Here is a 26,918-nt window from a genome sequence, read left to right on the forward strand (position 1 = left end):
AGAAGCCCGCCTCCCCGGCGGGCTTTTTCTTGGCCGTCGGTCGCGCGTTCGCCCCGAGAGCCGTGGGCGTAGCGTTCCGCTAGAATGAGCGTCTGAATCCCAACCAAATCATCATGTCCTCCCGACGCATCATCCCTCTTACCGATGTCAGCGCAGTGCCGGTTATCGACGGTCCTGCCCTGGCGCCGAACGGCGTGCTTCACGACACGCTGGCGCGGCCGCTGCGCGATCTGCGCATCTCGGTGACGGATCGCTGCAATTTTCGTTGTGTCTACTGCATGCCGCGCGCGGTGTTCGACAAGGACTATCCGTTTCTGCCGCACGGCGCGTTGTTGAAATTCGAAGAGATCGAGCGCCTCGCGCGCGTCTTCGTCGCGCATGGCGTCGAGAAAATCCGCCTCACGGGCGGCGAACCGTTGCTGCGCAAGAACCTCGAATTCCTGATCGAACGTCTGGCGCTGCTGCGCACGCCTGCTGGCCGTCCACTCGATCTGACGCTCACCACCAACGGCTCGCTGCTCGCGCGCAAGGCGCGCAGCCTGAAAGACGCGGGCCTCACGCGCGTCACGGTGAGCCTCGACGCACTCGACGACACGCTGTTCCGCCGCATGAACGATGCCGATTTCGCGGTTGCCGACGTACTCGACGGTATCGCGGCCGCACAGGCCGTGGGGCTCGCGCCGGTGAAGATCAACATGGTCGTCAAGCGCGGGACGAACGATGCCGAAATCATTCCGATGGCGCGCCGCTTCCGCCATTCCGGCGCTGTGCTGCGCTTCATCGAATACATGGACGTGGGTACGTCGAACGGCTGGAACATGACGGAAGTGCTGCCTTCGGCCGACGTAGTCGCGCGCATTGCCGCGCACTTTCCGCTCGTGCCGCTCGACGCGCACAGCCCCGCCGAAACCGCGCAACGCTGGGGTTATGTGGATGGCGGCGGCGAGATCGGTGTGATTTCGAGCGTCACGCGCGCGTTCTGCGGGTCGTGCACGCGGGCGCGTCTGTCGACGGAAGGCAAGCTGTACCTGTGCCTGTTCGCATCGGCGGGACATGATCTGCGCGCGCTCGTACGCAATGGCTCAAGCGATGCCGAGATCGCCACCGCCGTCGCGCAGATCTGGCACCAGCGCAGCGACCGCTATTCGCAATTGCGCGGCAGCGCCGCCGCACAGGATGCGGACGAACGCCGCGTCGAAATGTCGTACATCGGCGGCTAACGCCGTCGTCTCACACCCATGACCATCGATACCGCGCACATCACGGGCCTCGTGCTCGCAGGCGGCCGCGGGTCACGCATGGGCGGTGTCGACAAGGGCTTGCAGCCGCTGCACGGCGAACCGCTCGCAGCGCACGTGCTGAAGCGGCTCGCGCCGCAAACCGGGCCACTGCTGATCAGCGCGAACCGCCATCTCGAGCGTTATGCGGAACTGGGCGCACCGTATCGGGCGCGCATCGTCAGCGACACGCTGCCCGATTTTCCTGGACCGCTCGCGGGGCTACTGGCCGGATTGCAAACGGCCGACACCGCGTTCGTGCTCAGCGCACCGTGCGACACCCCCAACCTGCCCACCGATCTCGCCACGCGTCTCGCGCAGGCACTGGACGCCGTGCACGCAGACATCGCCACAGTCGCGACCATTGATACCCAGGGGCAGCGCTCGGTTCATCCCGTGTTCGTGCTGCTGCGCACTTCGCTGGCCAACGATCTCGCCGCCTTTCTGCAGGCGGGTGAACGTAAGGTGCGCGCGTGGTACGCGCGCCACACGGCGGTCGAAGTCGTCTTGGATGACGAGCGCGCGTTCTACAATGTGAACTCGTTACAAGAACTCGCCGACCTCGAACGTTCATGAGGCTCTCCAGGCCACTCGCCAGCACACCGCCAGTACAGGCCCCGGCAAGTCACCGGACCGCTTCCGGCCGCGACGCTCCCGATTCATGACCACGCCTGACGATCTCTCCCGTTGCGTTGACCAGTACGACCCACATGCCCTGCCGGTCCATGCCGCGCAGGCCATCGTGCGTCAGTGGGCAACGCCGCTCGCCGACATCGAACGTGTGTCGCTGCACGATGCGCTCGACCGCGTGCTCGCCGAAGACATCGTGTCGCCGATCGACGTTCCCGCTCACGACAACTCAGCGATGGACGGCTACGCATTCGACGGCGCAGCGATCATCGGCGAACCCGGTCACGTCACGCTAACCGTGACCGGCAAGGCGCTCGCCGGGCATCCGTTCGCGGGTACGGTCGCAGCAGGCACCTGCGTGCGCGTGATGACGGGCGCATGGTTGCCCGCCGGCTGCGACACCGTCGTACCGCAAGAACTCGTCACACGCGAAGGCGAAACGATCCACTTCCCCACCGATGCGCTGCACGCCGGCGCGAACCGTCGACGCACCGGCGAAGACCTCGCGCGCGGCGGTGTCGCGCTGCATGCCGGACGCATCGTGCGTGCCGGCGATGCCGGTCTGCTCGCGTCGCTGGGTATTGGCGAAGTGCCAGTGCGGCGGCGTCTGCGCGTCGCGTTCTTCTCGACCGGCGACGAACTGCGCTCGCTGGGCGAGCCGCTTGCACCAGGCTGCGTGTACGACAGCAACCGCCACACGCTGTCCGCGATGCTGCGCCGGTTGAATCTCGATACGCTCGATCTCGGCGTGGTCCGCGACGAACCGACCGCACTCGAAGCCGCGCTACGCGATGCGGCATCGAACGCCGACGTCGTGCTGACATCGGGTGGCGTCTCGGTTGGCGAAGCGGATTTCACGCGCAAGCTGCTGCAAACGTTTGGCGATGTCGCATTCTGGAGCCTCGCCATGCGGCCGGGCCGCCCGCTCGCGTTCGGCCGCATCTGGTCCGGCGAACGGCCCGGCGAGGGACAACCCGCGCTATTCTTCGGCTTGCCGGGCAACCCGGTCGCCGTGATGGTGACGTTCTATCAAATCGTGCGCGAAGCGCTGCTCGCCATGGCCGGCGCAACACCGCAGCCGGTACCGTTGATCGCCGCCACGAGCCGCGAAGCAATCCGCAAACGCGCGGGACGCACTGAATATCAGCGCGGCATCGCAGAGCGGGATACGAAAGGCCAGTGGCACGTCGTGCCGACCGGTTCGCAAAGTTCAGGCGCGCTCAGTTCGATGAGCGAAGCTAATTGCTTCATCGTGCTCGCGCACGAACAGGCCAATATCGACGCAGGAGACACCGTCGATATCATGCTGTTCGACGGGCTTGTCTGATCAGCAGGCCCATGCATCACTTTTCACGCAACTACCTTGACCAACGGGTTGGACTCACATGAAAAAACAGCTCTCGTACATTGCACCGGGACCGACTGCCAAGGCGCTGATTCTCGTCTATCTGACCTTCAGCGTACCGATCGTGCTGATCGGCGCCCTGCTGGCCTTCTTCCGTTACGGGTCGCTCGAACTGAGTACGGTGTTCAGCGCGTTGCTGCTGAATGCGATCCTCGGTTTCGTGCTGCTGTGGATTGCATGTCACGCTTATAACTGGGTGGCATCGCGTTTCGGCGGCATCGAGATCCAGCTAAGCGACGTGCCCGAGGAAGCGTAATGGCTGCCGTAATCCGCGCGGCAACTCCCGCCGATGTCGAAGCGATCTACTCGCTGATCGTCGAACTGGCGGAATTCGAAAAGCTCACGCATCTGCTCACCGCGACGCAAGCGGGCTTGCACGATGCGCTGTTCGGTGCGCGGGCGTTGACGGAAGCGCTGGTCGCGGAAGACGCCGGCAGCATCGTCGGCTATGCGCTCTTCTTCCATAATTTCTCGACCTTCGTCGGCCGGCGCGGGTTGTATCTGGAAGACCTGTATGTGCAGCCGTCGCAACGCAGTAGCGGGCTCGGCACCGCGATGCTGCAACGGCTCGCGGCGCTGGCCGTGGAGCGCGAATGCGGGCGTTTTGAGTGGACGGTGCTCGACTGGAACCAGACGGCCATCGATTTCTATCAGAAGATGGGCGCGACGGTGCTGCCCGACTGGCGCGTCGTTCGGATGACCGGGGCCGCGCTCGATGCGCTCGCCGCGAGTGCGGTGCTCAAGGCTGACTGAATCTTTTAGTGATTCGAACGCCGCGTGGCATATGGCCTATCCACGCGGTTTATGCTTGCTTCACCGGCACTGAAACCGATCTCTACGACTCGTCCGTATCAGCCCCACTCACCGCATCACCCAGCAGGCCGCTTGCCTGCTCGCCGGGTAACGCTTCGACGTCGCGTAGCTTGCGGCCCATTGCGCGCGTGCGCACCTCGGCGGCTTCGATCGATCGGGTGACGGTTTCGAGCTGTGTCTTGGTTCTCGCCAGCACGTCGCCGAACTTGCCGAATTCCGTCTTCACCGCGCCGAGCACCTGCCACACTTCGCTCGAACGCTTCTCGATCGCGAGCGTCCTGAAGCCCATCTGCAGACTGTTCAGCAATGCCGTGAGCGTCGTCGGCCCGGCAATCGTCACGCGATATTCGCGCTGTAGCAAGTCTGTCAGACCCGTGCGGCGTAGGACCTCCGCGTAGAGCCCTTCAGTCGGCAGATAGAGCAGCGCGAAGTCGGTGGTGTGCGGCGGCGACACGTATTTCTCCGCGATCGAGCGTGCTTCGGCGCGCACCCGCGCCTCGAGCGCGCGCGATGCTTCTTCAACCGCGACCGGGTCGGCCCGCTCCTGCGCATCGATCAAGCGTTCGTAGTCCTCGCGCGGAAATTTCGCGTCGAGTGGCAGCCATACGGGCACAGGCACACCATCCGCCGATGTGTTGCCCGGCAAGCGAATCGCGAACTCGACGCGCTCATTACTCTTCGGCACAGTCGCGACATTCTTCGCGTATTGATCGGGTGTCAGCAACTGTTCGAGCAGCGCCTCGAGCTGCACTTCGCCCCAGGTGCCGCGCGTCTTCACATTGGTCAGCACCTTCTTCAGGTCGCCAACGCCCGCGGCCAGCGTCTGCATCTCGCCGAGCCCGCGATGTACCTGCTCCAGTCGATCTGAAACGAGCTTGAACGATTCGCCAAGACGCTGTTCGAGCGTTGCGTGCAGTTTCTCGTCGACCGTGCGGCGCATCTCTTCGAGCTTCGTCGCGTTGTTCGTCTCGATGTCTTTCAGGCGCTGTTCGATCGTCGCGCGCACTTCGCCGAAGCGGCGGTCGTTCGCTTCGGTCAGTTGCGAAAGCTGTTGCGTCAGCGTGTCGCCGAAGCGCTTCAACGCCGAGCCCTGTTCGTCGCGCGCATGCTGGGCCTGTAGTTGCAGGCTCTGGCGTACCGCTTCGAGTTGCTGTGCATTGGTCTCGGTGAGCTTCATCAGCTGCTGCGCGAAACCGTCGATCTGACTGTTCTGCACCGTCGCGATGCTTGTCAGCTGCGCGGCCAGCGTCTGCTGGAACTGCGCGAAGCCGCCGCTCAGTTCGGTGCGCGACGTACGCGCGGTGTCGACGATCTCGCTGCGCAGTTCGCGCTCGAGCCGTTCGAATGCACGCGTCTGCGTGTCGGTTGCGGCGACCGTGCGGTCCCCAAGTTCACCGAGTTCAGTCAGCAACGCGTCCTGGTGCGAGCGCCCCGCTCCGCGCATCAGGATCAGCAGCGCTATCACGAGCGCCACAGCAAGCGCGACGATCACGACGATCGCCGCTACGAGAGTCATCGTCATGCGCGCGCCTTCCCCAGCACTTCGGGATTGATCGGATTCGGTGGATGCCCCGCTTGTGGACCGACACCGAGCGCCGCGATCAGATTGTCCGCGGCAAGGTTGGCCATCGCGCGGCGGGTCGATTCGGTCGCGCTCGCGATATGCGGCGTGAGCACGACGTTCGGCACCGTCAGCAACGCCGGGTTGAGCTTCGGTTCGCCTTCGTAGACATCGAGCCCGGCCGCCGCAATCCGCTTCGCGCGCAACGCGTCGACCAGCGCCGCGTCGTCGACGATGCCGCCGCGTGCGATGTTCGTCAGCGTGGCGGTGGGCTTCATCAGCGCGAGTTCAGCGGCACCGATCGTGTGATGGCTTTCCTTCGTATAGGGCAACACGAGCACCACGTGATCGGCCTGCTGCAGCAACGCTTCTTTCGATACGTACTGCGCGTTCAGTTCGGCTTCGATGGCCGGCGCGACGCGCGAACGGTTGTGATAGATCACACGCATGTTGAAACCGCGCGCACGGCGCGCAAGCGCCTGACCGATGCGGCCCATGCCGACGATACCCAGCGTCGCCCCATACACGTCTGTGCCAAGAAAACCGTCGTAAGCCCACTTCTGCCAGTGGCCTGCGCGCAGCCAGTGCTCCGACTCTGCGATGCGGCGCGCAGTTGCCATCATCAGTGCCCAGCCAAAATCGGCGGTCGATTCGTTCAGCACGTCCGGCGTGTTCGTGCCCAGCACGTTTGCCGCATTGAACGCATTCATGTCGAAGTTGTTGTAGCCGACCGCCATGTTCGACACCACGCGCAGACGCGGTGCCGCGGCCAGCACGGCCGCACCGACCGGGTCGCCGGCCGTCAGGGCGCCGTCGCAGTCCGCGAGCCGCCGCGTAAATTCATCGGCCTCGAGAACGTCGCCGTCATTCCAGTCGACGTTGAAATACTGTTTGAGCCGCTCGATCACGTCCGGAAAAATCGGACGCGCAACCAGAATCTTCTGCATTACATCGCTCCAGAAACCGCGCTGCACGTCGCCACCCGAGGGCACGCACACACGCTATCAGCCGCATTCAGAAAAACAGCCAGCCAGTGACGAGAAACACCGGAATCAGTATCGCCCCTGACCACGCAAGATAGCCGAAAAAACCCGGCATCCGCACACCGCGCGATTCGGCAATCGCCTTCACCATGAAGTTCGGCGCATTGCCGATATAGCTGTTCGCGCCCATAAACACCGCGCCCGCGGAGATCGCGGCGAGCGTCGTGGCGCCGGTAGTCATCAGCGTCTGCGCATCGCCGCCCGCGAGGTTGAAGAACACCAGGTAGGTCGGCGCGTTGTCGAGAAACGACGACAGGATACCCGTCGCCCAGAAATACATCGCGTCGCGCGGCGTGCCGGACACGTCGTTGACGAGATGGACGATGCCGGCGAATGCGCCCGCCTCGCCGGCGCGCAGGATCGTGATCACCGGCGCGATCGTCACGAAGATCGCGGCGAACAGCTTTGCGACCTCTTCGATCGGCGCCCAGTTGAAGTCGTTGCCGGCGCGCGCCGCGCGCGGCGTCACGGCGAGCGAGACCAGCGTGACGACGATCAGCGCCACATCGCGCAGCGCGTTTTGCAACGCGACGTGCGTGCCGAATACATCGAACTCGACACCGGGCTTCCACAGGCCGCTCATCAGCACGAGCGCGATCACCGCGACGAGCAACGCGAAGTTGATCTTGCCGTCGATGGCGAGTTTCGGCGAATCGGGCGTCGGATCGAGTGTGGCCGGACGTTGCTCCTCGCGGCGATGGAAATAGTATGAATCGATCGCGTAGAACACGGCGAGCAGCACGACGCAGACAAAGAGCATCGGCAGTGCAAGGTGCTGCGTGGTCCAGAAGAAACCCACGCCATTCAGAAAACCGAGGAACAACGGCGGATCGCCAAGCGGCGACAACGAGCCACCTGCATTCGCCACCAGAAAGATAAAGAACACGACGACATGTACGACATGTTTGCGATTGTCGTTCGCGCGCAGGAGCGGGCGGATCAGCAGCATGGCGGCACCGGTCGTCCCCATAATGCTCGCGAGCACGGTGCCGAGCACGAGGATCGTCGTATTCAGCCGCGGCGTGCCGCGCAGGTTGCCACGCACGCAAATGCCGCCAGCCACGGTGTACAGCGCGGTAAGCAACACGATGAACGGTACGTATTCCTCGAGCAACGCGTGTATCAGTGAGCCAAATGCCGTGTGCGTACCGAATGCAAAAGCGAACGGCACGAGGAACACCACTGCCCACGCCGCCGATACCTTGCCGAAGTGGTGATGCCAGAACGCCGGCGCAACGAGCGGAAAGATCGCGATCGACAGCAGCATGCCGGCGAACGGCGCGCCCCACCACGCGGACAGCGCCGCGCCATCGAGCGTCGCAGCGTCGGCCAGTTGCGGCCACCCCGCGCATGCGGCAGCGAACGCGAGGCATGCCAGGACGGCATGTCGTTTCATAGGTACATCCTGTCGGGTTGAAAGATCGCTCGCAGCACGTGACGACCGGCTACGGCGAAGAAACTGAAGAAGCTGAAAACTCGGCTCACGCGCCGCGCACGACGATCGCATGGACGCGATACGGACCATGCGCACCGAGCACGATGGTCTGCTCGATATCGCCAGTACGCGACGGGCCCGAGACGAAATTGACCGCGCGCGGTAGTTCGCCGCGTTCGCTGCGAATCAGACCGAACGCATCCTCGTGTCCCGCCACGATGCGCGAAGCCGGCACGATCGCGACGTGCGTCTCGGGCAGTAGTCCCGCGGATGCATAGGTTTGCGGTCCCGACAACAACACCAGCGTGCCGGTCTCCGCCGTCGCGCAGAAACAACCGGTGATGCCGACCTTGTCGGCATCCTGCGGTTTGCGAAATTCAACCTCGATGCCCGCGCCGGCCCATGCGAGGTCTTGCAGTGTCTGCCATGCAATGGCCTTCACCGGCAGGTCGTGCGCGACGAGATAACGTTGTACGGCGGCGGGCACATCGCTCAGGGTGTCGACGGTATCGACCGTGGTCGCCATCTTGCGTGCTTCAACGATGAAGCGCTCGATCAGGTCACCGGGCAACTCCGGACGCGGGCCTTCGGGATGACGCGCCAGATAGTCGTCGGCCGCTTCGCGTTCGACATCGGACGGCTCGCCATCGCGCCCCTGCGCCGCGCGGATGCGCGCGAGGATATTACGGCGGGCAGTCGATGTGTCCATGGGCGAGTCCTGGTTCGATAGCGGTATAACGGGGTTCCGTCACGCGGAAATTATACCGGCGGCACGTTGCGCAAATGGCGAATCGCCCGCTATTGCTCCGCTTCTTCGGTCGGCGCTGCAATGCCGAACACCTGACGCAGATACGCGAGATACGCCTTGTCGTCGCACATGTTCTTACCCGGCGAATCGGACAGCTTCGCAACCGGCTGGCCATTGCAGCGAACCATCTTGATGACGATCTGCAGCGGGTTATAGCCGAGGTCGTTGGTGAGGTTGGTACCGACGCCGAACGCGAGCTTGCAGCGATTGCGGAAACGCTCGTAGAGCTGCAGAACCTTCGGGATATCGAGCGCGTCGGAGAACACCAGCACCTTCGTGCGCGGGTCGCAGCGGTTGTCCTCGTAGTGCTTGAGCAATCGCTCGCCCCAGTCGAACGGATCGCCGGAGTCGTGGCGCGCGCCATCGAAGAGCTTGCAGAAATACATATCGAAGTCGCGCAGAAACGCCTGCATCCCGTACACGTCGGACAGCGCGATGCCGAGGTCGCCGCGGTACTCTTTCGCCCACATTTCGAAGCCGTAGATCTGCGAATCGCGCAACCGCGGACCGAGCGCCTGACAAGCCTGCAGATACTCGTGCGCCATCGTGCCGAGTGGCGTGAGGCCGTGCTTCATCGCATAGAACACGTTACTGGTGCCGGCAAACTGCTCACCGAGCCCCTCTTTCAGCGTGAGCGCCACCTCTTCGTGCCACTGCTTCGAGAAGCGCCGGCGCGTGCCGTAGTCGGCGATCTTGCAATCGGCGAATTCGGGCCGCGCGCCGAGCAGCTTGATCTTCTCGCGCAGACGTTCGCGGCCTTCGCTGTAATCGGGATGCTGCTGCGTGTTGCGGAAGTAGACCTCGTTGACGATCGCGAGCACCGGGATCTCGAAGAGGATCGTGTGCAGCCACGGACCCTTGATCTCGATGTCGATCTCGCCGTTGTTCTTCGGCGACGGCGTGATCGAGATGTACTTTTCGTTCAGGTGAAAGAGTGCGAGGAATTCGACGAAATCGCCCTTGATAAAACGCATCCGGCGCAGATAGTCGAGTTCGTCGTCGGTAAAGCGCAGTTCGCAGAGCTTGCGCACTTCTTCACGGATCTCGGCGACATACGGCACGAGATCGACGTTCTTCGTGCGGCAACGGAACCGGTATTCGACGCTGGCGGCCGGGAAACGATGCAGGACGACCTGCATCATCGTGAACTTGTAGAGATCGGTATCGAGCAGCGAGGTAATGATCATGGTGTGCACACCGGTCGGCTGATGCCGGCAGTCCTTGAAGAGACCTGTTTGTTGCGGCCCGCCTCTCGCGCGCCAATCGCCCCATGTTACCCGAATGCGGCTGCGCGGACGGTGTAGCCGCCGGGTGCCCGGCTGCCGCCCATAAACTAATCACCAATCGGTATAAAACCCCCGCGCCAATGCGTGATACGGGATTTCGGGTTACGTTACAATAGCGCCTTTGGCATTTCGCCCCCCGTTTTGCCGCCCCGATATTGCAAGCAGGAGTTGCCTGAATGACCCACGTTGTGACCGAAAGCTGCATTAAATGCCGCTATACCGACTGCGTCGACGTGTGCCCGGTGGACTGCTTTCGCGAAGGTCCCAACTTTCTCGCGATCGATCCCGACGAGTGCATCGACTGTGCCGTGTGCGTCGCCGAATGTCCGGTGAACGCGATCTACGCGGAAGAAGACGTACCTGGCGACCAGCAGGACTTCACCGCACTGAACGCGGAACTCGCGAAGGGCTGGCCCAGCATCACGAAGACCAAGTTGCCGCTGCCCGAAGCCGACGAATTCAAGGATGTGAAGGACAAGCTGGCGCTTCTCGAGCGCTGAGCACCGCCTGCCCCGCGGGCACGGTAGCGCCGCGCGCCTGTGCCCCGGAATACCTTGGGTATTGACAGGTTCTGTAGCGCCCCCTACAATTTCGCTTCTTCGCTGTTGTTGTTCCCCGATAGCTCAGTTGGTAGAGCGCCGGACTGTTAATCCGTAGGTCCCTGGTTCGAGCCCAGGTCGGGGAGCCAAGCATTGCAAAGGCCCGTTAATCAGAACGGGCTTTTTTGTGTCTATGTCGTGAACCGTTGTATTGCTGTTCCTCGATAGCTCAGTTGGTAGAGCGCCGGACTGTTAATCCGTAGGTCCCTGGTTCGAGCCCAGGTCGAGGAGCCAAGATTCTGAAAGCCCGCTAGTCATAGCGGGCTTTATTTTTGGTGGCTCGCGCGGATCGCCCGCCATACCGCTGGTATAGGATGACGGCTTTCCCAACCCGCAAACCGCCTCCCCCATGAAATCCATCCTCTCGATCATCCCGCTCGCGGCCTGCGCAGCGCTGCTGATGCCGTACGCCCATGGCGAGGAAGTCGCGAGCGTCAACACCAACTTCCGCGTAACGGGCTCCGACCGCGTGGTCGTCGAGGCGTACGACGATCCGCTCGTCGGTGGCGTGACGTGCTATGTCTCGCGGGCGCGCACCGGTGGTATCAAGGGCTCGCTCGGCCTTGCCGAAGATCCGACCGAAGCGTCGATTGCCTGCCGCCAGATCGGTGCGATCCATTTCAACGGGCCGCTCAAGCAGCAACAAGATGTGTTCACCGAACGCATGTCGTTCGTGTTCAAGACGTTGCACGTGGTGCGCGTCGTCGACGCGAAACGCAATACGCTCGTCTATCTGACCTACAGCGACCGGATCGCGACCGGCAGTGCCAAGAACAGCGTAACCGCCGTCCCGCTGCCAGCAGGCACGGCGATCCCGACGAAGTAGGCCCTGCCCGGCTGCCATGCGGCCACACGGCCACGCAGCCGCGCTAAAACCCGCGCTAAACTGGCAGGCCAAGCCGGATTGCCATCATGACCGTCACCCGTTTCCGCGATTCCGCCCGCTACTGGCGCACGCCGCTTCTGCCCGGCGCGGACCTCGTCACCGCCGAGTATTGCGATCATGCGTTCACGCCGCACTGGCATGACGCCTACACGATCCCGGTGATCGAGGCCGGCGCGGAGGGTTACGACTATCGCGGCACGCACTATGTCGCCGAGGCCGGCAGCGTGCCGGTCATCAATCCCGGCGAACTGCACACCGGCGCGCGTGCGGTCGAGGCCGGCTGGCGTTATCGCGTGATGTACGTGCCGGTCGATTTCATCCACGATCTGGCCACCGACATTGCCGGACGCGCGCAACCGCTACCGTGGTTCGAGCCCGGCGTAATCCGCGACCCGCATCTCGCCGACCGGTTGCGCCGCGCCCATCATCTGCTCGAAGAAAACGCGGCCGATCCGCTCGCCGCCGAGGCCGCATTGCTCGACGCACTGTCGATGCTGCTCGTGCGCTACGGACGCACGCGACCCGTCGCGCAATCGGCCGGTTCCGATGACCGCCGCGTCGCCGCGATGAAAGACTGCCTCACCGGCGACCTCACCGCTGCGCTGACACTCGCGCAACTTGCCGAGGCCGTGAGCCTGTCGCCGTTTCATGCCGCGCGTCTTTTTGCACAGACCACGGGTCTGCCGCCACACGCGTGGCGCAATCAGGTTCGCCTGCAACGCTCGCTCGCGCCGTTGCGGGCAGGCACCTCGGTCGCCGATGTCGCGGCGGCCAGCGGCTTCACCGATCAAAGCCATTTCACGCGGCATTTCCGACGCATGTTCGGCGTGCCACCCGGACGCTGGCAAGGCGTCTGAAACAAATCCCCGTCTCAGGCCCTGCAGTCTTATCCCTGCGCTGCGACGCATCGACCGTCTTCAGCACACGGCGCACCTGCCGCCATACCGCTCATACCGCTCATACCGCAAGAACGTACAAGCACACCCGTGTCCCGCGCCGTTATGCTCGCCAGGACAGGAGGAAAGATTGACTCAATTGACTCAAACCACCCGCTTTCGCGCATTCACCGCCGGTACGCGCGATACCGTTCCGATGCTCGTCGGTGCTGCGCCGTTCGGTGTGATCTTCGGCACACTGGTCGCGTCCGGTCCATTGCATCTATGGCACGGGCAACTGATGTCGCTCGTCGTCTTCGCCGGTTCGGCGCAGTTCATCGCGCTCGGGCTGATCGCCGGTCATGCGGGCTTCGCCGTGGTCTGGGCAACGACGCTAATCGTGAACCTGCGCCACATGTTGTATAGCGCCACGCTCGCCCCGCACGTCGCGCATCTGCCGATGCACTGGCGCTGGACCCTCGGCGGCCTGCTCACCGACGAGGTCTTCGCCGTCGCCTGGGCGCACTACCGGCTGCATCCGCCGGGTTCGGTCGGCCCGTACTATTTCCTGGGCTCGGGTCTGTCGATGTATATCAACTGGCAGATCTGGACGCTCGCCGGCCTGCTGTTCGGCGCCGCGTTTCCGGGCTTGCAGTCGCTCGGCCTCGATTTCGCGATGGTCGCAACCTTCATCGCGATCGTCGTGCCGCAGCTCGTCGCGATCCGCTATGTCGCCGCTGCGGCAACGGCTGGCGCGCTGGCGTTCTTCTGGCAGGGATGGCCCTACAAGCTCGGCCTGCTCGGCGCGGTATTCGCCGGCGTCGTGGTCGGCGTGCTGCTGTCGCGTCGAGGCGCATTGAGCCAACACACCACCGAGGCAAGCCAATGAACTACGTGATCCTGATTCTGGGCATGGCGCTGATCACCTGGCTCATCCGCGCGACGGTTTTCCTGCTCGGCGACCGGCTCGTTTTTCCCCCGCTCGTGCGCACCGCGCTGGGCTTCGTTCCGGTCACCGTGCTGACTGCGATCATCGTGCCGATGGCGGTCTCGCCGCACGGCACCGAGGCCGAATTGACGTGGCGCAATCCGCAGCTGGTCGGTGCGCTCGCGGCAATCGTGGTCAGTGCGCTCACGCGCCGCCCGCTACTGACGATCGCCGTCGGCCTTGCCGTGTTCTTCCTGTGGCAAGGCGTGGTGCTTCGATAACCGGCGGAGCAGGCACGTCTATCCCGCTCAAGTTTTCCGCCATCCCGCCGATATACCGTCGTAGTCCGCACACCGGACTCGCGTTCCCGAGCTCGTCTTCGAGACCCGCGCGGGAAGCAGGAAGTCACCGCGCCGGCATCGCTGCGCTTCGCTCCCGAGGAAAGGGCGGACCGCTGCTCCCCAGCGGTGTCGCGCGCGCACGACCACACGGGATAAGACATGGGTCAGATCATCCTTACACTCAAGGACGAAACCATCGCGTCGCTGCGCAAGGATTTCGAAGCATTTCTGCGCGTGTCGCTGAAGCTCGATCCACAGTTCGCAACGCCGTCGTTTGAAGATTTTTTACGGGCGAAGCTGCTCGATAACATGGTGCCGCTGACCGAACACGCCGTGCAGCGCATGCTCGCGGGCGGTCAGTACGCATGGGCCAAGCGCACGCTCGGCAAGGAGTTTCCGGACGTCGTCGCGATCCTGATGCGGCAGGCGACCGAATTCGGTTTCGGTTTTGCCGTGCGCACCGAATGGACTCCCGAAGAACTCGCGAAGCAGGCCCACAGCTGGGCGGCAGCCATCGTCGAGGAAGCGCAAGGCGACGCGTTGATGGTCGAGCCGCTCGCCACGCAGATCAAATCCGCCGCGCAGGATATCCAGACGCTCGAGGAAACCATGCAGACGCCCGCATGGCGACTGGCTGAATCGCTACGTCAGCGGGTGTATGAGGCGAAGGTCGCGTGTGAAGCAAGCGTGGGCAGCGCGGCCCGCGAGAAGCTCGGTGAACTGCGCGGACTGCTGCGTCTTGGCATCGCGCATGGCTCATTCCAGAAGCAGGAAGCGCAGCAGATCATGGAGTATCTGCGGTTGCTGAAGCCGGAAATTTTCGTCGAGGAACCCTACGATATATTCGCGCGCCTCGCCGCGTGGTTGCGCAACTTCTTCACGCCGCCCCCCCTGCGCACGCAGCGACCGTCGCGCTGAACGCGCCAGCGACGCCGCCTCACTCCCACATCTTGCGGAGCTTCGCCGCGATCTGCAGCTTCGCCTGCGCTGCGGCCGCGAGCCCGGCTGCAGTCGGTGCCGCCGGAGGCGCGACGTGCGGCCACGCATACGCATCGAAGTGCGACATCAGATGCGCGGGAATGAAGCGGGTTCGCGACGCCCAGACGTGCCGGTCGCCGAGATGGGTCTGGTTGTGCACATAAAAGCGTTGCGGCACGACGATATGCAGGTCTTCCTTGGCGCGCGTCATCGCCACGTAGAGCAGGCGTCGCTCCTCGTCTATTTCTTCTTCGCTGCCGGTGCCCAGGTCCGACGGAATGCACCCGTCCACGCCGTTCAGCACGAACACGTTGCGCCATTCCTGGCCCTTCGCCGAATGAATCGTCGACAGGATCAGGTAGTCCTCGTCGAGTAGCGGCACGCCGGATTCATCGCTGGTGGCATCGGGTGGATCGAGCGTCAGTTCGGTCAGGAAACGCTCGCGCGATGGGTACGTGCCCGCGATGCTCTCCATCTGCAGCACGTCCGCATGACGGATTGCCGCGTCCTCGTGATTGCGCTCGAGATGCGGCTCGTACCAGCGCCGGATCAGTTCGAACTCGGCGGGCCACGGCGATTCGCGCCCGCATACCGCCGACATCAGCGCGGCAAACGGCTGCCAGTCTTCGAATGCACGCGCTGGTGGCGTGAAGGCAGCGAGCGCATCGGCCGTGCGTACACCCGCATGAGCAGCCACCTGATCCAGCACACGCCCAGCAGTAGCCGGCCCGACCCCGGGCAACAACTGCATCACACGAAACCCCGCGACCCGGTCGCGCGGATTCTCCGCCCAGCGCAGCACCGCCAGCATGTCCTTCACGTGCACCGCATCGAGAAACTTCAGCCCGCCAAATTTCACGAACGGAATGTTGCGTCTCATCAGTTCGATTTCGAGCGCGGCGCTGTGATGAGCCGCGCGAAACAGCACCGCCTGCGCCTTCAGCGTCATGCCGCCTTCGCGCGCTTCGAGCACCTGCTCGACGACATAGCGGGCCTGCGCGGCTTCGTCCTCGACGGTGACGAGACGGGGGCGCTGCGCGGACGCCTTGTCGGTCCACAGGTTCTTCGTAAAGCGTTCGGCCGCGAGATCGATAACCGCGTTCGATGCGGCGAGGATCGGTTGTGTCGAGCGGTAGTTGCGCTCGAGCGTCACCTGCTTCGCGGGCGGATCAAAATGCGTGGGGAAGTCGAGAATGTTGCGTATCGTCGCGCCGCGAAACGAATAGATCGACTGCGCGTCGTCGCCGACCACGGTCAGGCCGCGCCCATCGGGTTTTAGCGCGAGCAGGATCGACGCCTGCAGGCGGTTGGTGTCCTGGTATTCGTCGACGAGCACATGATCGAAGCGGCTCGATAGATCGGCGGCAATGGAGGGTTCGGCTGCAACGTAGGACCAGTACAGCAGCAGGTCGTCGTAGTCGAGCACGCTCTGCTTCTGCTTCGCGTCGACGTAGGCGGCGAACAGCATGCGCAGGTCTGCTTCCCACTCGCAGCACCACGGAAACGCCTGGGCCAGCACGTCCGCGAGCGTGGCGCCCGTATTCACGACCCGCGAATAGATCGCGAAGCAGGTGCTCTTCGACGGAAAACGGCGCTCCTTGGCGGACAGGCCGAGTTCGTGACGCACGAGATTCATCAGATCGGCGGAATCTTCGCGGTCGTTGATCGTGAACGCCGGCGACAGGTCGATCCGTTCGGCGTATTCGCGCAGCAGCCGCGCGCCGACGCTATGGAACGTGCCGGACCACGTCAGGCTCTGGGTGGCCACCGGACGCGTGCCGAGTGCGGCGCCCGCGATGCGTGTCACGCGCCGGGTCATTTCCTGCGCGGCGCGGCGCGAGAAGGTCAGCAGCAGAATGCGCCGCGGGTCGGCGCCCTTCACGATTAGCTGCGCGACGCGGTGCGCGAGCGTGTTGGTCTTGCCGGACCCCGCGCCGGCGATGACCAGCAGCGCGCCCGGCAGCTGGGTCGCGTCGGCGGTGCCGTACTCGACGGCTTCGCGCTGCGCGTCGTTGAGCCTGGCGAGCCAGGCGGCGGTGTCGGGCAGCGGGGAATCAGCGACGGAGAGCACGGTGGGCGGTGGCGAGAGTGGTAAGCGACTGCCACTGTATATCCGTACAGCCCATGGCGGCAAGCACCCTATTTTCCGGCGCGCTGCCAGTCGCTCACCGGACCACGTAATCACGCATCATGCGGCGCCACCCGGTGCGTGGCGCAGGCGCAAAAAAGCGGCCCGGACACTCACGTGCTCCGGGCCGCCTGTCACACAGGCGTTAAGCGAAGGAGAAAGCCCGGACATCGAGCGACTTCTCCCCGCGCCTCGCTATTCCTTCTTCGCGTCCTTCACTTTCGCGTCGGCCGTCGCCTTGTCGGCATCGGCCTGTGCGTCGGTCTGCTGTTTGTCCGCCTTCGCCTGCGCGACCGAAGTTTTATGGTCCGCCTTCGCCTGAGCCTTCGCTGCCTTTTTATCGGCGTGCGTCGTGGGCTCCGACACCGGATCGTGCGACTGCGCGACAGCCGCCGCGGACAGACAACCCGCAACCAGCGTCATGCCGATCGCGCTAACGAGCTTGTTCATCATTGGGTTCCTCCTTTGCATGACGGTAGGCATTGCGCCGCTCATTGGGCCACTTAGTGCTGCCCGCTATCCGGACCCGGCGTCGCAGCCTGAGCCGGCGTGCCCTTCATGTCGGCCTTCATCTCATTGTTCGCGGCCTGCTTGTCGGCCTTGCGGTTCACCTTCGCGTCATGAACCTGTTGCTTGTACTGCGTCTTCGATGCCTTCTTCGAAGCGCTGTAGTTCGCATTTGCCTGCGCGTCGGCATTGCGCTTTTGCACCAGCGGGTCAGTTGGGCTGGAAGCGGTCAGACGCTGCGGAGCGGGCGTGACGGGCTGCTCGATGCCTGCGGCGGCCGGTGCGGCGGGTGCCGCTTCACCTGGCTGCGCAGCACCCTGCACCGCAGGTGCCTGCATGGCCGGCGGCTGCATCTGGGCCTGGCCTGCGGTATCGGGAGCCGGCGGCGTAGCCGTCTGTGCCAGTGCAGCGCCGGTAGCGAATATGCCCAATGCGGTGCTCAATGCAGCGGTCAGGGCGGTACCGATCAGTAGCGAACGAATCTGAGTCATGGCTATCCTCTCCAAGGTTGTCGCGATCGGGCGTTGTAGCCACTGGCCCTCGGTGCCAGCGACGCCCGATCGTTTCTGTGAACTGCCGCAAAAGCGCAGCAGTTATTCCCACAGACGGACCGTATCGAGTGAAGTTCGTGAAAAACAGGCAGTGTTACGGAACGTTTCATTTCCTGACATCTGCATAACATCTGCTTGCATTTGCCGGCCCGAGCCCACGAAACCACCCGGGACAAGCATCTGTCCGGCGTCTGGCTTATGATGCGAACCCGTTCCGCTTTCCCGTCGCACACGCCATGCCCAACCTCGATTTCACGCTGACCGGCGACTACGTCGAGTTGCACAATCTCCTGAAGATCACGGGCCTCGCGGACAGCGGCGGCTCCGCCAAGGTGCGTGTCGCCGCCGGCGAAGTGCTCGTCGACGGCCAGGTCGAACTGCGCAAAACGTGCAAAATCCGCGCAGGCCAGGTCGTGCTGCTGGGCGACACGCGCATCGCGGTACACGAGGCGTAGCGGGCGCAAACTTCGCCAGCGAGCAGCGCCCCTTCAGCCTCCCCGTCAAACCCGCACCAAAAGTGTGCCTGTTGATCGACAACAGAGCGCGCACGCAATAAGCTGTCAGCTTGTCAGCTTCAGCGGAAAACACTGATCAATCACGACACCGGCGTCGCCCGTGTCGTCCGCTTCTATTTGCAGGCCAACCATGACCCACACCGGCCAACCCCAACCGGGCCGTTCCGCCTTTTCGCGCTCCGTCGCGGCGCCCCCGTCGCTGTCGCGCCATGCCGCCGACACTGCGCGCCTCGCCGCACCGCTTGCCATTGCACAGCTATCGCAGATGGCGATGAGCGTGACCGATACCGTATTGCTCGGCTCGCTCGGCGCCGATGCGCTCGCAGCGGGCGGCCTCGGCGCGAATCTGTTCTTCACCGTGGTCACGCTGCTGCAGGGCGTGCTGACCTCGGTCAGCGTCAGCGTCTCGCACGCACGCGGCGCCCAGGCCGAGGAGCGCGTGCCGCACATCTACTGGACCGGCTTCCTGCTGTCGGTATTGCTGTCGATACCGGCGTTCGTGCTGCTGTCGTTCGCAACGCCGATCCTGCTCGCATTCGGCGAACCGGCCTTGCTCGCGCACAACATCGGCGAATACACGGGCGTGCTGCGCTGGGCGACGCTCGGCAGCCTGATCGGGATCGGGCTGATGCGCTCGTTCCTCCCCGCTATCGGTGCGGCCAAGCGGTTGCTGTGGGTGTCGCTGGGCGGGGTGTTCGTCAACGGTTTCCTGAATTACGGGCTGATTCACGGTGCGTGGGGACTGCCGCATCTGGGCTTTCTCGGATCGGCGACGGCGACCACGTTCACGGTCTGGATGTCCGCGCTCATCTTGATGGGACTGCTGCATCTGCGCCCGCGCTTTCGCCACTTCGCGGTTGCCACGCGCCCGAGCGTGCCGCTGATGGGCGAGCTGTTCGGCATCGGCTGGCCGGTCGCAATTACGTACGGCGTCGAAACGATGCTGTTTCTCACGACCGGCCTGATGATCGGCGTGCTCGGCGAGTCGTCGCTGGCTGCGCACCAGATCGCCTTGAACGTCGCGTCGGTCGCCTTCATGGTGCCGCTGGCGATCGGTCAGGCAGCGAACGTGCGCGTCGGCTTCTGGACCGGCGCCCAGCAACCGCTGGCGGCCCGGCATGCGGGCTTCGTTGCGCTGGCGCTCGGCGTCGGCTTCATGACGCTGTCGGGGCTCGTACTGATCCTGGCGCCGCATGCGATCGTCGGGCTGTATCTGCATCTCGACGATCCGCGCAACGCCGCGACCGTGCAGCTCGCCACGTCGCTGCTCGGCGTTGCGGCGCTGTTCCAGATCGTCGACGGCATGCAGACGGTTGGCTCGGGCTGCCTGCGTGGACTGAAGGACACGCGCATTCCGATGATCGCCGCCGCGATCGGCTACTGGGGTATCGGTTTTCCGACCGGCTACACGCTGGCGTTCCACTTCGGCTTCGGCACGCGCGGACTGTGGTGGGGACTCGCGGCCGGACTCGCCAGCGTCGCACTCCTGATGACGCTGCGCTTTCACAAGCTGAGCCTGCGCAACGTACAGATGGCTGCTGCAGCATCGTCGCAACCCGCGTCGTGAGCTAAGCAAAGCACGCGATCTTGGTTGGGAGCGATGAGTGGCCGCGCTACGATGAAGCCGTCTTACTTTGACACTCCTCTGACAGGGTTTTAACCCGCGCACTGCGCGGGTTTCTTTTTTGTGCGGCCGTTCGTCGTGCCGGCAATCTATCGCGTCGACGGTAAAATGCGCGGCGGATGCCTGCGTGCATCCCGCTGCGCATCTCACGAGGGTGCGCTGCCGCGCACGGCATGCTCACCGCTGCCATACCCCCGCCGCACGATCCGCAACACCGCGATTGCGCATCGCGTTCGCACGGCACTACCGCGTGCCACACACCATCGCTTCCAGCACAAAACAAAACCAAGGACCACCTGTCATGCTTGCCCGGGTTACCCGTCTCTTTCCGCTGTGGGCTGTACTCGTTTCACTCACCGCTTATTTTTCGCCGGCATCGGTAAGCGGCATCGCGCCGCATGTCACCACGCTGCTCACCATCATCATGCTGGCAATGGGCGTCACGCTATCGGTAGCGGACTTTCAGCGCGTGTTCACGCGGCCCGCTCCGGTCGTGGCCGGCATCGTGCTGCATTACCTCGTGATGCCGCTCGCCGCATGGGCGATCGCGAAAGCGCTACGGATGCCGCCCGATCTCACGGCCGGCATGGTGCTCGTCGGTAGCGTGGCGAGTGGTACGGCATCGAACGTCATGATCTATCTCGCGCGCGGCGACGTGGCGCTGTCGGTTACGATCAGCGCGCTGTCGACGCTCGTCGGCGTGTTCGCGACGCCGCTGCTCACACGGCTCTATGTGGACGCATCGATTGCCGTCGATGTGCGCGGCATGCTGCTCAGCATCCTGCAGATCGTCGCGGTGCCGATCGCGGTCGGCCTCGTGATCAATCATCTGTTCGGCCGCATCGTGCGCAAAATTGAACCGGTGCTGCCGCTGGTGTCGATGGTGGCGATCCTGCTGATCATCGCGGCGGTGGTCGGTGGGACGCAGAAGAGCATTGCGTCGGTCGGGCTCGTCGTGATGCTCGGTGTGGTTCTGCATAACGGCATTGGTCTGCTCGGCGGTTATTGGGGCGGCCGGTTGCTCGGCTTCGACGAATCGGTTTGCCGGACGCTCGCGATCGAAGTCGGCATGCAGAACTCCGGCCTTGCCGCGACGCTCGGCAAACTCTATTTCACGCCGATCGCCGCCTTGCCTGGCGCGCTGTTCTCGGTGTGGCACAACCTGTCAGGCTCGCTACTTGCTGGCTACTGGGCGGGCCGCCCGGCGCGCGGGTCGACGCGGGCCGACACGGACCGACAGGTCGCCGGGTAACGGCATTCCCCTTTAGAATCGCTTCCAGAATCCGCTCCGGGCGATGCGCCGAAGCCATCGCCCGGCCCTGGCGGCAACGCCTCATCTACTCGACAGTCGACCCAGACGGAGGAAGCAGCGTGCCGGCGTATTCCCTCTCTACTCATCACGCATCGACCACACCCTGGCGGCACATCGCCGCCGCAGCCGCCCGCACAGCCCTGCTATGCATCGCCACGACGCTGCTCGGTGCGTGCGCAACACGTCCACCCGCCACCTCGATGAATCGCGAGGTTACGCACGCGCTGCCCGCCGATACCCCAACCCCCCTGCTTGACGCACTCACCACACCTGAGCGCACGCATCCGGGCGAATCGGGCTTTCGCGTGCTGTCGAACGGCTCCGAAGCGCTGCAGATGCGCATCGCCCTCGCGCGCGCCGCGACGAAAACGCTCGACATGCAGTACTACATCGCCAACGAGGACACGACCGGCAAACTGCTGCTCGGTGCCGCGCTCTATGCGGCCGATCGCGGCGTGCGCGTGCGGATGCTGGTCGACGATCTGAACTTCGACGACATCGACAGCGTGATGGCTGCGCTGAACTCGCACGACAACATCGAGATCCGCGTCTTCAATCCGTTCGGCACCACGCACCGGGGCATGTTCGAACGCACGGCGAATCTGTTCACGAAGATCGACAGCTTCACGCGACGCATGCATAACAAGGCGATGATCGCGGACAACCAGGTGTCGATTGTGGGCGGGCGCAATCTCGGCGACGAATATTTCAGCGCGAGTACGACGCTGCAGTTCCGCGATCTCGATGTGCTCGCCGCGGGTCCGATCACGCACGATGTCTCGGCGAGCTTCGACGAATTCTGGCAAAGCAGTAGTTCGTACCCGTTGCGCGCATTGAATCATCAGAAGTTCGAGCCGAAGGAACTCGATGCGATGCGCGACGAACTGCGCGCGCACTGGCGCGACAACGCGGACCCGTACAACGCAAAACCGCTGAACGCGACACCGCTCGCCGCGCAGATCGCGAGCAACACGCTTGGGCTGACATGGGCACCGGCCGAGTTCAAGGCCGATACGCCTGACAAGATCGTCAAACCAACCGACGATTACGTCAGCCCACCCATGCAACGGCTGATCGAACTGACGCACGATGCGCAGAAAGAATTCCTCGTCATTTCGCCGTATTTCGTGCCGCACGATGCGGGTGTGAAAGGGCTCGGCGTACTGACGCAGCGCGGCGTGCGCGTGGCGGTGCTGACCAACTCGATGGCCGCAACCGATGCGATCGCCGTGCAGGCCGGCTACAGTCCGTACCGCGTGCCGCTGCTAAAAGAAGGCGTCGAGTTATACGAATTCCGACCGATCCAGAACCAGCCGAGGCCAGGCATTGCCGGATCGCAATCGCGTGCGAGCCTGCATGCGAAAACTTACGTCATCGATCGAAAGATACTGGTGATCGGTTCGATGAACCTCGATCCGCGGTCCGCGCATCTGAACACCGAACTCGCACTGGTGATCCACAGCGAAGCGCTCGCAGGCGAAGTCGCCACGCTGTTCGATCGCGCGACGCAACCGGAGATCAGCTATCGCGTCACGCTCGCAACACCGGCCGAACGCGCGCGCCTGAAAGCCGACAGCGTGACCGAGTCGCCGCTGATCTGGACCGATGTGGAAGACGGCCAGCGGCACACCTATAACCTCGATCCACATGCGGGTTTCTACAGAAATCTGCTGACGGGGATATGCTTGCTGTTGCCCATCGATAACGAGCTTTGACGGCGCCTCTGTCCGCCTCCCGCCGGGCCGCATCGTGCCGTGTCGAGAACCCGATCAGTCAAACGGAGTGAAATCATCATGACCGAAGATGTACGCATGGAGCGCGATACGTTCGGCGAAATCGCCGTGCCGAACGCTCGCCTGTGGGGCGCGCAGACGCAGCGCTCATTGCAGAATTTCCGCATTTCGTCGGAGAAGCAGTCGCCGGAACTGATCACGGCGCTCGCCGTGATCAAGCGCGCCGCCGCCGAAGTGAATCTCGGGCTCGGTGTGCTCGACGAAACGAAGGCGCACGCCATCATGCGCGCCGCCGACGAGATCATCGACGGCCAGCATCCGCAGGAATTTCCGCTCGCGGTCTGGCAAACCGGGTCCGGCACGCAGACCAACATGAACCTCAACGAGGTGATCGCGAATCGCGCGAGTGAACTGCTCGGCGGCGAACGCGGCGAAGCGCGCAAGGTGCATCCGAACGACGACGTGAATCGCGGCCAGTCTTCCAATGATGTGTTCCCGACCGCGATGCATGTGGCCGCCGCGACCGGCATTGTCCGGCATCTGTTGCCCGCGTTGAAGACGTTGCGCGATACGCTCGACGGCAAGGCAAAGGCGTTCGCCGGGATCGTGAAGATCGGCCGCACACATCTGCAGGATGCGACGCCGCTCACGCTCGGCCAGGAATTCTCCGGCTATGTCGCGCAACTCGATCAGGGCATCCGTCACGTCGAATCGACGCTGCCGCATCTGTACGAACTCGCGCAGGGCGGCACCGCGGTCGGTACCGGGCTTAACGCGCATCCGCAGTTCGCGACGAAAGTAGCCGCTGAAATCGGCAAGCTGACCGGTGTGCCGTTCGTGTCCGCGGCCAACAAGTTCGAAGTGATGGCTGCCGCCGACGCACTCGTGTTTGCGCACGGCGCATTGAAAACCATCGCCGCCAGCCTGAACAAGATCGCTAACGACGTGCGCTGGCTCGCGAGCGGTCCGCGTTGCGGCCTCGGCGAACTGTCGATTCCGGAAAATGAACCGGGCAGCTCGATCATGCCGGGCAAGGTCAATCCGACGCAGTCGGAAGCGCTGACCATGTTGTGTGCGCAAGTGTTCGGTAATGACGTCGCGGTGAATATCGGTGGCGCGAGCGGCAATTTCGAACTGAACGTGTTCCGCCCGATGATCGCGCACAACGTGCTGCAATCCATTCGCCTGCTCGCCGACGGCGCGCAGAGCTTCAACGATCACTGCGCGGTCGGCATCGAGCCGAATCGCGATCGTATCGATACGTTGCTCAATGAATCGCTGATGCTCGTCACGGCGCTCAATCCGCACATCGGCTACGACAAGGCCGCGCAGATTGCGAAGAAGGCGCACAAGGAAGGGACGACGCTAAAGGCTGCCGCGCTTACGCTCGGCTACGTCACGGAGCAGCAGTTCGACGAATGGGTTCAGCCTGCCGATATGGTTGGTAACGTTAAAGGCTGATACTGGCCTCGGCGGTTGCGTGCGGTAGCTGGTGGCATACGCCGCCGTGCGCAACCGACCACATTCGCGCAGACTCAAACCTTACCCTGCGCGACCACCTCAGGCTTCAGCTCGACGATCGCGTCGAGCGCATCCTTCACATCCATCGCGTACTTCGCGAGGCGCCGCTGCTCGTCGGTCTCCGGCACGAACGGCGGCACCGGTACCGGGTGCCCGTTCTCGTTGACAGCGACCATCACGACGAGGCAATCGGTGGTCTGCAGCAGTTCGCCGCCCTTCGGATCGCCCGCCTGCACCGACACGTGGATGTGCATGCTGGTGCGCCCGGTCGTCACCACGCGCGCACGCAGTTCGACGAGATTGCCGACGAGAATCGGCCGGCGAAAACGGATATTGCCGACGCTCACGGTCACGCAATAGCGGCCGGACCAGACGGCCGCGCACGCGTACGCGGTTTCGTCGATCCACTTCATCAGCGCACCGCCGTGCACTTTGCCGCCGAAGTTGACCGAAGTCGGCTCGGCAAGAAAGCGGAACGTGGTCTCCGATCGATCGAGGGATGCAGCGGGGGTAGACATGGGGACTCCGGTCAGTCAGAACGGGCTGGTCGCGGCAATGCGGATCAGCGTTGCGGCAAATCTTACCCCGGCATCGGTGATGCGACAAAATCATTGACCCGCTATTGATCTGTCACTGAGCTGCTACTGCGCGATATAAAAACACCTGACTCAGACCAACGTTTGCGTACCCATCGGCCGAACGGTAACAGACCGTCTAAATCGCGCGACCAACGAATCCGCCGGGACTAGATTGGAATCGTCGATTCTCCGGTAGCAAGGGTGCAGACATGAAGACCGCTCTTTTCCTCTCCCAGTTGTCGCGCTTGTCACGCTTGCATACGGAAATCATTCTGCTTGCAAACGGCTACATGGAAGTTGCATGTCCCGACTACGAATTGCCGGAGATGAACCGTCACTGGCTGATTCGCAGGGTGGTCGACTACGGGGTTGTCTGCCTGCTTTAACGTTCGGCGGAAAGGCGGCCGGCGGTCGGTCTCACGCGCGGGGCCGCGCGGTCGGCCGGGTCGATGCGAAGCGCTCGCGATAGTCGTGCGGCAGCACACCGAAGTGGCGCAGAAACGCGCGCCGCAGATTCTGCTCGCTGCCAAATCCACATTCGAGCGCGATCCTTTTCAGCGGCCGGCTCGACTCGGCAAGCGCGCGCGACGCCGCTTCGAGCCGCAGCGCCGACACCGTTCGCGCGGGTGTGCGGCCTACCTCATCGACGTAACGCCGCGCAAAAGTGCGCGGGCTCATCCGCGCGCGTTCGGCAAGCCGTTCGACCGACAGATCGTCGCGCAGATTCGTGGCGATCCAGCCGTGCAATGCATCGAACGCACCGGCTGCCGACGTCTGCGCCGCCAGCGTCGCACTGAACTGCGACTGCCCGCCCTGCCGCTTCATGAACACGACGAGCCGCCGCGCCACCTGCATCGCGACCGTGTGGCCGAGGTCCTCTTCGATCAGCGCGAGCGCCAGATCGATGCCTGCAGTAACACCCGCCGACGTCCACACGCTGCGCCCCGAGCGTGCGTCGAGCGGCGCGCGGATGAAGATCGGTTCGGCATCGACCTGCACGCGCGGAAATTGCCGGGCGAGGCGCTCGGCATTGCGCCAGTGCGTGGTCGCGCGCAGGCCATCGAGCACACCCGCCGCGGCCAGATAGAACGCGCCCGTGCAGACCGAACACACGCGCCGTATAGGCGGTGCCCGACGGGCGATCCACGCGACCAGTTCGGGCTGCAACGCGTAGCCGTCGTCGATCGGCACACCTGGGACGATCAGCGTATCGATCGATTCGTGCTCGAGCGCGTCGAGACGTTGCGTGACGATAGGCAGACCGGGGTAGGTTTGCAGTACACCGCCGTCGATCGAGGCGATAGAGAGCCGGTATGCAACCGGCGCCTGCTCCCGTGCGTCCTGAACACTCTGCGCGCCGGTTGCGCAGCGCCGGTCGGCAACGGTGAGTTCAGCGCGCCAGAACGCTTCCAGCGGACCACTCGCATCGAGTAAGACGAGGTCGGGCGCTACCGCGAACACGATGTGGCGCACCGCTGGGGTGGCGGTTATTTCGTTCGCGGCCCGGGTTGCGGTTTTCGCGGCAGGCACCCGCCGGCCGGTTTTCGTAGCGGTTACGCCGGCCATTTATCGCTCGTGTATTGC

General features: G+C 63.8%; 27 protein-coding genes and 2 tRNA genes. 19 read left to right on the forward strand and 10 right to left on the reverse strand.

The window, feature by feature from the left end:
• Nucleotides 1-113: 113 nt before the first annotated feature.
• From moaA to BWP39_RS04605, 5 genes are all read left to right on the forward strand, one after another.
• Nucleotides 114-1,220 carry a GTP 3',8-cyclase MoaA gene (moaA, locus tag BWP39_RS04585; protein ID WP_096717266.1) on the forward strand — a complete coding sequence of 369 codons (1,107 nt, stop codon included), beginning with the start codon at nt 114-116 and terminating at the stop codon, nt 1,218-1,220.
• An 18-nt stretch (nt 1,221-1,238) separates the two neighbouring features.
• Nucleotides 1,239-1,853: a molybdenum cofactor guanylyltransferase MobA gene (gene mobA, locus BWP39_RS04590; RefSeq protein WP_096717268.1), complete on the forward strand. Its 615-nt coding sequence runs from the start codon at nt 1,239-1,241 to the stop codon at nt 1,851-1,853.
• A gap of 85 nt (nt 1,854-1,938) precedes the next feature.
• On the forward strand, nt 1,939-3,234 hold the full coding sequence (gene moeA, locus BWP39_RS04595) for a molybdopterin molybdotransferase MoeA (RefSeq protein WP_096717270.1): 1,296 nt from the start codon (nt 1,939-1,941) through the stop codon (nt 3,232-3,234).
• A gap of 58 nt (nt 3,235-3,292) precedes the next feature.
• The gene (locus BWP39_RS04600; protein WP_091011561.1) at nt 3,293-3,568 is read left to right on the forward strand and encodes a hypothetical protein; all 276 of its coding nucleotides are present in this window, start codon (nt 3,293-3,295) and stop codon (nt 3,566-3,568) included.
• Nucleotides 3,568-4,065 carry a GNAT family N-acetyltransferase gene (locus BWP39_RS04605; RefSeq protein WP_096717272.1) on the forward strand — a complete coding sequence of 166 codons (498 nt, stop codon included), beginning with the start codon at nt 3,568-3,570 and terminating at the stop codon, nt 4,063-4,065. The genes BWP39_RS04600 and BWP39_RS04605 overlap by 1 nt, the downstream gene beginning before the upstream one ends.
• A gap of 82 nt (nt 4,066-4,147) precedes the next feature.
• Here the strand turns inward: BWP39_RS04605 and rmuC are convergent, their stop codons facing one another.
• The 5 genes from rmuC to pncB all read right to left on the reverse strand — a co-directional run bounded on the left by rmuC (nt 4,148) and on the right by pncB (nt 10,159).
• Nucleotides 4,148-5,647 carry a DNA recombination protein RmuC gene (rmuC, locus tag BWP39_RS04610; protein ID WP_096717274.1) on the reverse strand — a complete coding sequence of 500 codons (1,500 nt, stop codon included), beginning with the start codon at nt 5,645-5,647 and terminating at the stop codon, nt 4,148-4,150.
• Nucleotides 5,644-6,633, reverse strand: coding sequence for a 2-hydroxyacid dehydrogenase (locus BWP39_RS04615; RefSeq protein WP_096718551.1), 990 nt, complete (start codon nt 6,631-6,633; stop codon nt 5,644-5,646). Before BWP39_RS04615 ends, rmuC begins: the two co-directional genes overlap by 4 nt.
• A 67-nt stretch (nt 6,634-6,700) precedes the next feature.
• Nucleotides 6,701-8,125 carry a sodium:proton antiporter gene (locus BWP39_RS04620; RefSeq protein WP_096717276.1) on the reverse strand — a complete coding sequence of 475 codons (1,425 nt, stop codon included), beginning with the start codon at nt 8,123-8,125 and terminating at the stop codon, nt 6,701-6,703.
• Nucleotides 8,126-8,210: 85 nt separating this feature from the next.
• Complete coding sequence (locus tag BWP39_RS04625; protein ID WP_096717278.1) at nt 8,211-8,873, reverse strand: LutC/YkgG family protein; 663 nt, start codon at nt 8,871-8,873, stop codon at nt 8,211-8,213.
• Between the two features lie 89 nt (nt 8,874-8,962).
• A complete protein-coding gene (gene pncB / locus BWP39_RS04630) occupies nt 8,963-10,159 on the reverse strand; it encodes a nicotinate phosphoribosyltransferase (RefSeq protein ID WP_096717280.1) in 1,197 nt (398 codons plus the stop codon).
• A 275-nt stretch (nt 10,160-10,434) separates the two neighbouring features.
• On the opposite strand from pncB, the gene fdxA reads away from it, so the two are divergent.
• From fdxA to BWP39_RS04670, 8 genes are all read left to right on the forward strand, one after another.
• Nucleotides 10,435-10,758 carry a ferredoxin FdxA gene (gene fdxA, locus BWP39_RS04635; RefSeq protein ID WP_091011554.1) on the forward strand — a complete coding sequence of 108 codons (324 nt, stop codon included), beginning with the start codon at nt 10,435-10,437 and terminating at the stop codon, nt 10,756-10,758.
• A gap of 112 nt (nt 10,759-10,870) precedes the next feature.
• Nucleotides 10,871-10,946, forward strand: a tRNA-Asn gene (locus tag BWP39_RS04640).
• Between the two features lie 69 nt (nt 10,947-11,015).
• Nucleotides 11,016-11,091: transfer RNA gene (locus BWP39_RS04645), tRNA-Asn, on the forward strand.
• A gap of 115 nt (nt 11,092-11,206) precedes the next feature.
• Nucleotides 11,207-11,683: a CreA family protein gene (locus tag BWP39_RS04650; protein WP_096717282.1), complete on the forward strand. Its 477-nt coding sequence runs from the start codon at nt 11,207-11,209 to the stop codon at nt 11,681-11,683.
• 86 nt (nt 11,684-11,769) lie between these two features.
• Complete coding sequence (locus BWP39_RS04655; RefSeq protein ID WP_096717284.1) at nt 11,770-12,600, forward strand: helix-turn-helix transcriptional regulator; 831 nt, start codon at nt 11,770-11,772, stop codon at nt 12,598-12,600.
• 235 nt (nt 12,601-12,835) lie between these two features.
• A complete protein-coding gene (locus tag BWP39_RS04660; protein ID WP_096717286.1) occupies nt 12,836-13,507 on the forward strand; it encodes an AzlC family ABC transporter permease in 672 nt (223 codons plus the stop codon).
• Complete coding sequence (locus BWP39_RS04665; RefSeq protein WP_096717288.1) at nt 13,504-13,827, forward strand: AzlD domain-containing protein; 324 nt, start codon at nt 13,504-13,506, stop codon at nt 13,825-13,827. Before BWP39_RS04660 ends, BWP39_RS04665 begins: the two co-directional genes overlap by 4 nt.
• A 219-nt stretch (nt 13,828-14,046) precedes the next feature.
• The gene (locus BWP39_RS04670; RefSeq protein ID WP_096717290.1) at nt 14,047-14,805 is read left to right on the forward strand and encodes a DUF4088 family protein; all 759 of its coding nucleotides are present in this window, start codon (nt 14,047-14,049) and stop codon (nt 14,803-14,805) included.
• A gap of 19 nt (nt 14,806-14,824) precedes the next feature.
• Here BWP39_RS04670 and BWP39_RS04675 read toward each other — a convergent pair whose 3' ends face one another.
• From BWP39_RS04675 to BWP39_RS04685, 3 genes are all read right to left on the reverse strand, one after another.
• On the reverse strand, nt 14,825-16,936 hold the full coding sequence (locus tag BWP39_RS04675) for an ATP-dependent helicase (RefSeq protein WP_096717292.1): 2,112 nt from the start codon (nt 16,934-16,936) through the stop codon (nt 14,825-14,827).
• A 252-nt stretch (nt 16,937-17,188) separates the two neighbouring features.
• On the reverse strand, nt 17,189-17,446 hold the full coding sequence (locus BWP39_RS04680; RefSeq protein ID WP_096717294.1) for a hypothetical protein: 258 nt from the start codon (nt 17,444-17,446) through the stop codon (nt 17,189-17,191).
• Between the two features lie 50 nt (nt 17,447-17,496).
• Nucleotides 17,497-17,991 (reverse strand): hypothetical protein, encoded by a 495-nt coding sequence (locus tag BWP39_RS04685; RefSeq protein ID WP_096717296.1) that lies wholly within the window; start codon nt 17,989-17,991, stop codon nt 17,497-17,499.
• A 296-nt stretch (nt 17,992-18,287) separates the two neighbouring features.
• Between BWP39_RS04685 and BWP39_RS04690 the strand changes: the two genes are divergently transcribed.
• The 5 genes from BWP39_RS04690 (at nt 18,288) to fumC (ending at nt 24,696) form a co-directional block, all read left to right on the forward strand.
• Nucleotides 18,288-18,506, forward strand: a complete 219-nt coding sequence (locus BWP39_RS04690; protein ID WP_091011545.1) for an RNA-binding S4 domain-containing protein — start codon at nt 18,288-18,290, stop codon at nt 18,504-18,506.
• A 190-nt stretch (nt 18,507-18,696) separates the two neighbouring features.
• Nucleotides 18,697-20,133, forward strand: coding sequence for an MATE family efflux transporter (locus tag BWP39_RS04695; RefSeq protein WP_096717298.1), 1,437 nt, complete (start codon nt 18,697-18,699; stop codon nt 20,131-20,133).
• A gap of 358 nt (nt 20,134-20,491) precedes the next feature.
• Nucleotides 20,492-21,442 (forward strand): ketopantoate/pantoate/pantothenate transporter PanS, encoded by a 951-nt coding sequence (gene panS / locus BWP39_RS04700; protein WP_096717300.1) that lies wholly within the window; start codon nt 20,492-20,494, stop codon nt 21,440-21,442.
• 173 nt (nt 21,443-21,615) lie between these two features.
• Nucleotides 21,616-23,217 (forward strand): phospholipase D family protein, encoded by a 1,602-nt coding sequence (locus tag BWP39_RS04705; RefSeq protein WP_235851390.1) that lies wholly within the window; start codon nt 21,616-21,618, stop codon nt 23,215-23,217.
• Between the two features lie 78 nt (nt 23,218-23,295).
• Entirely contained in the window at nt 23,296-24,696 is a 1,401-nt protein-coding gene (fumC, locus tag BWP39_RS04710; RefSeq protein ID WP_096717304.1) for a class II fumarate hydratase, read from the forward strand.
• Nucleotides 24,697-24,770: 74 nt separating this feature from the next.
• Here fumC and BWP39_RS04715 read toward each other — a convergent pair whose 3' ends face one another.
• Nucleotides 24,771-25,274: an acyl-CoA thioesterase gene (locus BWP39_RS04715; RefSeq protein WP_096717306.1), complete on the reverse strand. Its 504-nt coding sequence runs from the start codon at nt 25,272-25,274 to the stop codon at nt 24,771-24,773.
• Nucleotides 25,275-25,543: 269 nt separating this feature from the next.
• On the opposite strand from BWP39_RS04715, the gene BWP39_RS31700 reads away from it, so the two are divergent.
• Nucleotides 25,544-25,720 carry a hypothetical protein gene (locus tag BWP39_RS31700; RefSeq protein ID WP_157915121.1) on the forward strand — a complete coding sequence of 59 codons (177 nt, stop codon included), beginning with the start codon at nt 25,544-25,546 and terminating at the stop codon, nt 25,718-25,720.
• 31 nt (nt 25,721-25,751) lie between these two features.
• Here BWP39_RS31700 and BWP39_RS04720 read toward each other — a convergent pair whose 3' ends face one another.
• On the reverse strand, nt 25,752-26,900 hold the full coding sequence (locus tag BWP39_RS04720; protein ID WP_096717308.1) for a GlxA family transcriptional regulator: 1,149 nt from the start codon (nt 26,898-26,900) through the stop codon (nt 25,752-25,754).
• Nucleotides 26,901-26,918 lie beyond the last annotated feature (18 nt).

Origin of the sequence: Paraburkholderia acidicola (assembly GCF_002362315.1) — a bacterium.
Lineage (GTDB): Bacteria > Pseudomonadota > Gammaproteobacteria > Burkholderiales > Burkholderiaceae > Paraburkholderia > Paraburkholderia acidicola.

Bases quoted from the DNA above. Each gene is read 5' to 3' on its own strand.
- pncB (WP_096717280.1), bottom strand. From the start codon at position 10,159: ATGATCATTACCTCGCTGCTCGATACCGATCTCTACAAGTTCACGATG.
- rmuC (WP_096717274.1), bottom strand. From the start codon at position 5,647: ATGACGATGACTCTCGTAGCGGCGATCGTCGTGATCGTCGCGCTTGCT.
- fumC (WP_096717304.1), top strand. From the start codon at position 23,296: ATGACCGAAGATGTACGCATGGAGCGCGATACGTTCGGCGAAATCGCC.
- BWP39_RS04650 (WP_096717282.1), top strand. From the start codon at position 11,207: ATGAAATCCATCCTCTCGATCATCCCGCTCGCGGCCTGCGCAGCGCTG.
- fdxA (WP_091011554.1), top strand. From the start codon at position 10,435: ATGACCCACGTTGTGACCGAAAGCTGCATTAAATGCCGCTATACCGAC.
- BWP39_RS04685 (WP_096717296.1), bottom strand. From the start codon at position 17,991: ATGACTCAGATTCGTTCGCTACTGATCGGTACCGCCCTGACCGCTGCA.
- BWP39_RS04660 (WP_096717286.1), top strand. From the start codon at position 12,836: ATGCTCGTCGGTGCTGCGCCGTTCGGTGTGATCTTCGGCACACTGGTC.
- BWP39_RS04680 (WP_096717294.1), bottom strand. From the start codon at position 17,446: ATGATGAACAAGCTCGTTAGCGCGATCGGCATGACGCTGGTTGCGGGT.
- BWP39_RS04690 (WP_091011545.1), top strand. From the start codon at position 18,288: ATGCCCAACCTCGATTTCACGCTGACCGGCGACTACGTCGAGTTGCAC.
- BWP39_RS04625 (WP_096717278.1), bottom strand. From the start codon at position 8,873: ATGGACACATCGACTGCCCGCCGTAATATCCTCGCGCGCATCCGCGCG.
- BWP39_RS04615 (WP_096718551.1), bottom strand. From the start codon at position 6,633: ATGCAGAAGATTCTGGTTGCGCGTCCGATTTTTCCGGACGTGATCGAG.
- BWP39_RS04600 (WP_091011561.1), top strand. From the start codon at position 3,293: ATGAAAAAACAGCTCTCGTACATTGCACCGGGACCGACTGCCAAGGCG.
- BWP39_RS04670 (WP_096717290.1), top strand. From the start codon at position 14,047: ATGGGTCAGATCATCCTTACACTCAAGGACGAAACCATCGCGTCGCTG.
- BWP39_RS31700 (WP_157915121.1), top strand. From the start codon at position 25,544: ATGAAGACCGCTCTTTTCCTCTCCCAGTTGTCGCGCTTGTCACGCTTG.
- BWP39_RS04720 (WP_096717308.1), bottom strand. From the start codon at position 26,900: ATGGCCGGCGTAACCGCTACGAAAACCGGCCGGCGGGTGCCTGCCGCG.
- BWP39_RS04605 (WP_096717272.1), top strand. From the start codon at position 3,568: ATGGCTGCCGTAATCCGCGCGGCAACTCCCGCCGATGTCGAAGCGATC.
- moeA (WP_096717270.1), top strand. From the start codon at position 1,939: ATGACCACGCCTGACGATCTCTCCCGTTGCGTTGACCAGTACGACCCA.
- moaA (WP_096717266.1), top strand. From the start codon at position 114: ATGTCCTCCCGACGCATCATCCCTCTTACCGATGTCAGCGCAGTGCCG.
- BWP39_RS04695 (WP_096717298.1), top strand. From the start codon at position 18,697: ATGACCCACACCGGCCAACCCCAACCGGGCCGTTCCGCCTTTTCGCGC.
- panS (WP_096717300.1), top strand. From the start codon at position 20,492: ATGCTTGCCCGGGTTACCCGTCTCTTTCCGCTGTGGGCTGTACTCGTT.
- BWP39_RS04655 (WP_096717284.1), top strand. From the start codon at position 11,770: ATGACCGTCACCCGTTTCCGCGATTCCGCCCGCTACTGGCGCACGCCG.
- mobA (WP_096717268.1), top strand. From the start codon at position 1,239: ATGACCATCGATACCGCGCACATCACGGGCCTCGTGCTCGCAGGCGGC.
- BWP39_RS04715 (WP_096717306.1), bottom strand. From the start codon at position 25,274: ATGTCTACCCCCGCTGCATCCCTCGATCGATCGGAGACCACGTTCCGC.
- BWP39_RS04665 (WP_096717288.1), top strand. From the start codon at position 13,504: ATGAACTACGTGATCCTGATTCTGGGCATGGCGCTGATCACCTGGCTC.
- BWP39_RS04620 (WP_096717276.1), bottom strand. From the start codon at position 8,125: ATGAAACGACATGCCGTCCTGGCATGCCTCGCGTTCGCTGCCGCATGC.